This window comes from Kitasatospora sp. NPDC040550, assembly GCF_055594965.1.
Genome location: NZ_JBVIWC010000004.1, coordinates 202,579 through 208,957, shown reverse-complemented (window position 1 = coordinate 208,957; position 6,379 = coordinate 202,579). Strand labels below are relative to the sequence as shown.

Below are 6,379 nucleotides of genomic sequence, written 5' to 3'. Positions count from 1 at the left end.
CCCCCCACCCCAACCCCCCCCCCCCCCTCCCCCCTTCCCCCCCCCCCCCCCCCCCCCCCCCCCCCCCCCCCCCCCCCCCCCCCCCTCCGCCACTTCTCCTCCCCCGCCCCGGATCCGCTCGAATCGACTTGACCCAGGGCCTAGCGTGGGACCCATGCGGATCCTCGTACTCGGTGGTACCTCCTTCGTCGGCCGCGCGATCGCCTCAGACGCCCTGCGCAGCGGCGCCGAGGTCACGCTGTTCAACCGCGGCCGGACCAACCCCGCCCTCTTCCCCGACGCCCGCCACCTGCGCGGCGACCGCGACACCGGCGACTACGCCGCCCTCGGCACGGGCGAGTGGGACGCCGTGGTGGACGTCACCGGCTACCGCCCCCGCCAGGTCGACCAGGCCATGGCCGCCCTCGGCGACCGGGTGGGCCGCTACCTCTTCGTCTCCAGCCACGCCGTCTACCGCCGCCAAGGGCTCGCCCCGCACTCCGACGAGTCCGCCCCGCTCCGCGAACCGCTGCGCGAGGCCGAGGAGCTGTCCGAGGAGACGTACGGCCGACTCAAGGTCGCCTGCGAGCAGGACGTCACCGCCCGCTACGGCGACCGGGCGACGATCGTGCGCCCCGGCAAGGTGGCCGGGCCGCACGACGAGCAGCGCGGGCTGACGTACTGGGCCCGCCGGGCGGCCCGCGGCGGCCGGATCGCCCTGCCCGGGCGCCCCGAACAACCCGTCCAGGTGGTCGACTCGCGCGACCTGGCCCGGCTGGTGCTCCGGCTGCTCCAGGACGGCCGCGCGGGCGCCTTCCACGCCGTGGGCCCGGCCGAACCGACCACCCTGGGCGGCCTGATCGCCACCTGCGCCGAGGTCGCGGGCACCGAGATCGAGCTCGTGCCCGTCCCGCCGGAGACCGCCCCGCCGCCGTTCTTCCCCCTGGTCCGGGCCGAACCGCTCTGGCCCGGCCAGCAGCGCGACCCGTCCCGGGCCCGCGCCGCCGGGCTGCCCGCCACCCCGCTCGCGGTGACCGCCGCCGACGTGCTCGCCTGGGACCGCGAACGCGGCCAACCACCGCTGGGGCACGGCTTCACCCCCGAACAGGAGGCCCTGGTCCTGGCCGAACACGACGCCCGGTGACCACCCGCCCCGCCTCCCACCCGTCCACGCCGTAGCCCCGCCGTGGACTGCCGGACGGCACCCCCCTCCTGACCGATTGTCAGTGCCACCCGCTAGGGTCGGGCCCGAACAATCGCACCACACCGGTACGAATGCACCAGCACGCCCATCAGCCCTACGCACCGCCGCCATCAGGGGGGACCATGACCACACCGGGCACCAGCCCGCTCACCACCGCCGACCTCGTGGAGGGTTGGCACCGGGTCGGTGTCCGCCCGGGCATGGCGGTCATCGTGCACTCCTCGCTCTCCAGCCTCGGCCGGGTCGAGGGCGGGGCTGCGGCCGTGGTGGCCAGCCTGCGCGAGGCCGCCGGGCCGGGCGGCACGGTGGCCACGCCCGCCTTCACCGGCTCCGTCGTCTGCGACCCGGCACCGGACCACGCCGGGCTGCCCACCCCCGAGATCGCCGAACTGCGGGCCGCCGTCCCGCTGTTCCACCCCGGGCTGCCCTCCCCGATGGGCGCGATCGCCGAGGCCCTGCGCAGCCTGCCGGAGAGCCTGCGCAGCACCCACCCGCAGGCCTCGGTCGCCGCCGTCGGCGCCCACGCCCGCGAGGTCACCGCCCGCCGCTCGCTCGGCTTCGCCGTCGGCCGGGAGTCGCCCTTCGGCGCCCTGCACGACCTCGGCGGGTACGTGCTGCTGGTCGGCGTCGGGCACAACCGCAACACCTTCCTGCACTACGCGGAGACCTTCGCCCCGAACCGCCGGCTCAAGCTCCGCCGCTTCCCGATGGCGATCCAGGGCGAGCGGGTGTGGATCGAGACACCGGACGTCGGCAACGACAACGACACCCACTTCCCGGTCGTGGGCCGGGAGTTCGAGGAGCTGGCCGGCATCCGCGAGGTGCTGGTCGGCAACGCGCCGTGCCGGCTGGTCCCGGTCCGCGAGCTCATACCCTTCGCCGTCCGCCGCCTCACCGAGCTGCTCGCGGCGGACGGCCCCGGAGCGGCGTAGCCCGGCCCATCGGCCGGGCCACGCCCGTCACCTCACCCCACCGGGTGTCAGTGCTCGTGCACCGAGTGGGCCTCCTGGATCTTCTTCCAGGACTTCGGCTCCACCAGCGCCCGGACCTCGTCCCGCGCCCCTGGCGCCAGTGCGGCGGTCGCGGCACCCGGTGCCACCGGTCCGACGGCCGGCTTGCCCGGGGTGAACAGCCAGGTCTTGAAGAGGTCCCCGAGCTTCTGCCCCGACACCTTCTCCGCGTACGCCTGGAACTCCGCGACGGTCGCGTTGCCGTACTTGCGCTCGGTGGGCCAGCCCTTGAGGATCCGGAAGAACTTCTCGTCCCCGACGGTGTTGCGCAGCGCCTGGATGGCCACCGCGCCCCGGTCGTAGACCGCACTGGAGAACTGGTTGTCCGCGCCCGGGTCGCCCGGCTTGACGCTCCAGAACGGGTCGTCGGCCGGGTGCGAGGCGTAGATGTAGTCGGCCAGCTCCTGCGCGGTGCCCTCGTTCTCGTGCTCGGACCAGAGCAGCTGGGCGTAGCTCGCGAAGCCCTCGTTCAGCCAGATGTCGCTCCAGTGCGACACCGAGACGCTGTCGCCGTACCACTGGTGGGCCAGCTCGTGCACGACCACCGAGGTGTTGGTGCCCTTGGCGAACTGCTTGGGGCTGTAGAAGACCCGGGTCTGGGTCTCCAGGGCGTAGCCGGTCGGGACGTTGGGCACGTACCCGCCGACCGAGCTGAACGGGTAGTCGCCGAAGTAGCCGCTCAGCCAGTCCACCAGCTCGCCGGTGCGCTCGACGCTGGCCCGGGCGGCGTCCGCGTTCTCGCCGAGGTCCTTGCTGTACGCGTTGTAGACCGGCAGTCCGCTCGCGGTGGTGTCGGTGGTGATATCGAACTTCCCGACCGCCAAGGTCGTCAGATAGGTCGCCTGGGGCTTGTTCTCGCGCCAGCTGTAGCGGGTCCAGCCGGCCTTCGAGCTGGTGCCGGTCAGCACGCCGTTGCTGATCACCTGGTTGCCGTCCGGCACCAGCACCGAGACATCGTAGGTGGCCTTGTCGCTGGGGTGGTCGTTGCTCGGGAACCACCACCACGCGGCCTCGGGCTCGTCGGCCGCCACCGCACCGTCCGGGGTGCGGTGCCAGGCGGTGAAGCCGTACTTCTTCACGGTGGACGGCACGCCCTTGTAGCGCACCACCACGGTGGCCTGGCTGCCCTTGGCCAGCGGCCGGGCCGGGGTGATCTCCAGCTCCTGCTCACCGCTGGTGGCGAAGGCGGCCGGCCGCCCGTTGACCCTCACCTCGGAGACGTTCAGCGCGAAGTCGAGGTTGAACCGGGAGAGGTCCTGGGTCGCGGTGGCGAGGATGGTGGTGGTGCCCTCCAGCTCGTCGGTCGCGGGCTGGTACTTCAACCGGATGTCGTAGTGGGAGACGCGGTAGCCGCCGTTGCCGTAGGTCGGGTAATAGGGGTCGCCGATCCCGGCCGCGCCGGGTTGGAAGTCGGCGGCCGAGGCGGGGACGGCCAGGAACAGGCTCAGGGCACTGGCGGCGGAGACGATCAGCCTCTTGCGCAACGTGGTCCTCCAGGATCACCGGATCGATGGGTCGGATCGATCCTTGTCCCGGCAGCCCCCGGTCCACTCCCCAACTATGAGATGTTCATGAAAAGAAACACGCCGAAATGACGGCGTCCCACCACCATCACCCGCCCCACCGGCCCCCGCTCCCCCCTCAGGCCCCGAGCACCACCGGCGCCCGCACCAGCGAGCCGTACTCCGTCCACGAGCCGTCGTAGTTCTTCACGTGCGGGTACCCCAGCAGCTCGGTGAGCGCGAACCAGGTGTGCGCCGACCGCTCGCCGATCCGGCAGTAGGCGATCACCTCGCGCTCCTCCCCGACGCCCTTGCCCCCGTACAGCGCCCGCAGCTCCTCCGCCGAGCGGAACGAACCGTCGTCGTTCGCGGCCTGCGACCAGGGCACGTTGACCGCCCCGGGAATGTGCCCGGGCACCTGGGCCTGCTCCTGCGGCAGGTGCGGCGGCGCGATCAGCTCACCCCGGAACTCCGCCGGGGAGCGCACGTCCACCAGCACCGCGTCCGCGCCGGGTTTGGCGAACACCTCCGCCTTGGCCAGCACCTCGTCCCGCAGCGCCCGCAGCTCGGGCCGCTCCGGCCCGGTCAGCCGATAGCCCGAGTGCTGGTAGTCCATCACCTCGTGGGTGAGCTCCCGCCCCTCCAGCTCCCACTTCTTGCGCCCGCCGTCCAGCAGCTTCACCGGCCCGAACCCCCGCAGCCGCAACAGCCAGAACGCGTACGCGGCGAACCAGTTGTTGTTGCCGCCGTACAGCACCACGGTGGTGTCGTCCTCCACCCCGGCCGCCCGCAGCAGGTGCTGGACGCCGTCGCGGTCGGCGTAGTCCCGCCCGACCTGGCTGTGCAGATCGGTCGTCCAGTTCCACCCCACCGCACCGGGGATGTGGTCCCGCTCGTAGGCGCTGCTGTCCTCGTCGACCTCGATCACCCGGACCGTCCCGTCGTCCAGGTGATCGGCCAACCATTCGGTGCGGACCAGCGCCTCGGGGTGCGCGTAACCGTTGCCGGTCATACCGGGCCCTCCTTCGCTCTGCCCAGACTGCGGCACCCGACCACGGGCGCAGGCAGACCACGAGGGCATCACGGGGCACCGGCGACCGGGCCGGACAGTTCGAAGCTACGCCGACCGTCCGGCCCGGGCCACCCGGCTCAGGAGAAGATGACCGAGCGCAGCTTCAGCCGGTTGCCGAGCCTCTTGCCGGGGTTCATCACGTAGTAGACGTCGCCGTCGCAGTTCTCGTCGAGGAACACCGTGGCCGTCGAGGTGGTGAAGTTGTCCGGCGCGTAAGCCGGGGTCAACTCGGTCGCCCCGAACAGGTTGATGCACTTGCCGCTCTCCGGGTCGGCGATCCCGGCCGGGACACCGGGCAGCGGGCCGACCTTGTAGAGGAAGTCCCCGGTGGCCGCGTTGGCGGACATCGGAACGGCGAGGACGAGGGCGGCAGCGCTGGCGGCGGCGAGCACGGCATTGCGGAGACGCATGGATACGAGCCTTTCAGGTGGTACTCGGGGTACCTGGTGAACTGGTGCGAGATCACCCTAAAGGCCAAAAATCCGCAGAAACGCTTCTTCTAATCCACCCATTCGAGTGGTTTAAGGAGCAAAGCCGCTACCCTCCCCAACTGGCAATGCTCGCCGATATCCGATTCTCCGACTTTCCGATATCAATTCGGCGGCGCCGTGAAGAGGTACCCGGAATCGATCAGCACCGGCAGGTACGCCTTCAACGCCGCCACCGTCTGCGAGCGGTCCCCGCCGCCGTCGTGGTTGAGCACGATCGACCCCGGCCGCACCTCCTTGAGGACCGTGTCGATGATCGACGACGTCCCCGGCCGGGACCAGTCCCTCGGGTCGATCGACCAGGCCATGTTCCGCAGCCCCATGTCGGCGGCCACCCGCAGCGACACCGGCGAGAAGTCCCCGCCCGGCGCCCGGAACCAGGTGGGCAGCCGCCCGGTGGTCCGGTGCAGCAGGTCACTGGTCCGTTCCAGCTCGTCCCGGACGGCGCCCTCGGACATGTGTCGCAGGTCCGGATGGGTCCAGGTGTGGTTGGCGATGTGGTGGCCCCGGTCCGCGATCTCCTTCACCAGGCCCGGGTGCTCCACGGCGTTCTCGCCGATCAGGAAGAAGGTCGCCCGGATCCCGTGCTGCTGGAGCAGAGCCAGCACCTGGGGCGTGTACCGGGGGTCCGGCCCGTCGTCGATGGTGAGCGCCACCACCCGCTGGGCCGGGTCCAGGTCGTACACCGGCTTGCTCTCCGCATCGCTGAGCACCTTGCGAACGGGCTGGACGCTCGGCGCGGCGGTGGCCGACGCACTGGCCGACGGAGTGGCGGACGGCGGCACCGGGGAGGGCGTCGGCGAGGGCGTCGGAGTCCCGGGCGCCCCGGGCGCCTCCGTCGCCAACACCTCCGTCACCCCCTCCGGGGCGGCGACACCCCCGCCGCTCCAGGGGCTCTTGCAGGCGGCGGCACCGCCGAGCAACGACATCCCGGCCGCTACCATCAGCAGCCTGCGCGAGGTGACCCGAGCGGTCACCGAAGAAGTAATCTGACGATCAGACAGCATTCTGGATGCTTGCCCCGCTGGTCAGCACCCCTCCCCCTGGGCGCCGATCACCACTCCGACAGCCCACACCACCCCCACCCCACCGGCCCGCCGCCACCTCTTCCCCCACCGCATGCC

7 protein-coding genes are annotated in these 6,379 nt (G+C 71.9%); 3 read left to right on the top strand and 4 right to left on the bottom strand.

Features of this window, described 5'->3' with window-relative positions; translation table 11 throughout:
• Window positions 1–154: 154 nt before the first annotated feature.
• Complete coding sequence (locus tag ACZ58X_RS08700) at window positions 155–1,123, top strand: NAD-dependent epimerase/dehydratase family protein (RefSeq protein WP_470332923.1); 969 nt, start codon at window positions 155–157, stop codon at window positions 1,121–1,123.
• Window positions 1,124–1,305: 182 nt separating this feature from the next.
• On the top strand, window positions 1,306–2,115 hold the full coding sequence (locus ACZ58X_RS08695) for an AAC(3) family N-acetyltransferase (RefSeq protein ID WP_470332922.1): 810 nt from the start codon (window positions 1,306–1,308) through the stop codon (window positions 2,113–2,115).
• A 47-nt stretch (window positions 2,116–2,162) separates the two neighbouring features.
• Here the strand turns inward: ACZ58X_RS08695 and ACZ58X_RS08690 are convergent, their stop codons facing one another.
• The 4 genes from ACZ58X_RS08690 to ACZ58X_RS08675 form a co-directional block, all read right to left on the bottom strand.
• Window positions 2,163–3,677: a M1 family metallopeptidase gene (locus tag ACZ58X_RS08690; protein ID WP_470332921.1), complete on the bottom strand. Its 1,515-nt coding sequence runs from the start codon at window positions 3,675–3,677 to the stop codon at window positions 2,163–2,165.
• Between the two features lie 157 nt (window positions 3,678–3,834).
• On the bottom strand, window positions 3,835–4,707 hold the full coding sequence (locus ACZ58X_RS08685; protein WP_470332920.1) for a sulfurtransferase: 873 nt from the start codon (window positions 4,705–4,707) through the stop codon (window positions 3,835–3,837).
• 137 nt (window positions 4,708–4,844) lie between these two features.
• Window positions 4,845–5,177, bottom strand: coding sequence for a hypothetical protein (locus tag ACZ58X_RS08680; protein ID WP_470332919.1), 333 nt, complete (start codon window positions 5,175–5,177; stop codon window positions 4,845–4,847).
• Window positions 5,178–5,359: 182 nt separating this feature from the next.
• Window positions 5,360–5,968 (bottom strand): polysaccharide deacetylase family protein, encoded by a 609-nt coding sequence (locus ACZ58X_RS08675; protein WP_470332918.1) that lies wholly within the window; start codon window positions 5,966–5,968, stop codon window positions 5,360–5,362.
• 31 nt (window positions 5,969–5,999) lie between these two features.
• On the opposite strand from ACZ58X_RS08675, the gene ACZ58X_RS08670 reads away from it, so the two are divergent.
• Window positions 6,000–6,248, top strand: coding sequence for a hypothetical protein (locus ACZ58X_RS08670; RefSeq protein ID WP_470332917.1), 249 nt, complete (start codon window positions 6,000–6,002; stop codon window positions 6,246–6,248).
• Window positions 6,249–6,379: the final 131 nt, after the last annotated feature.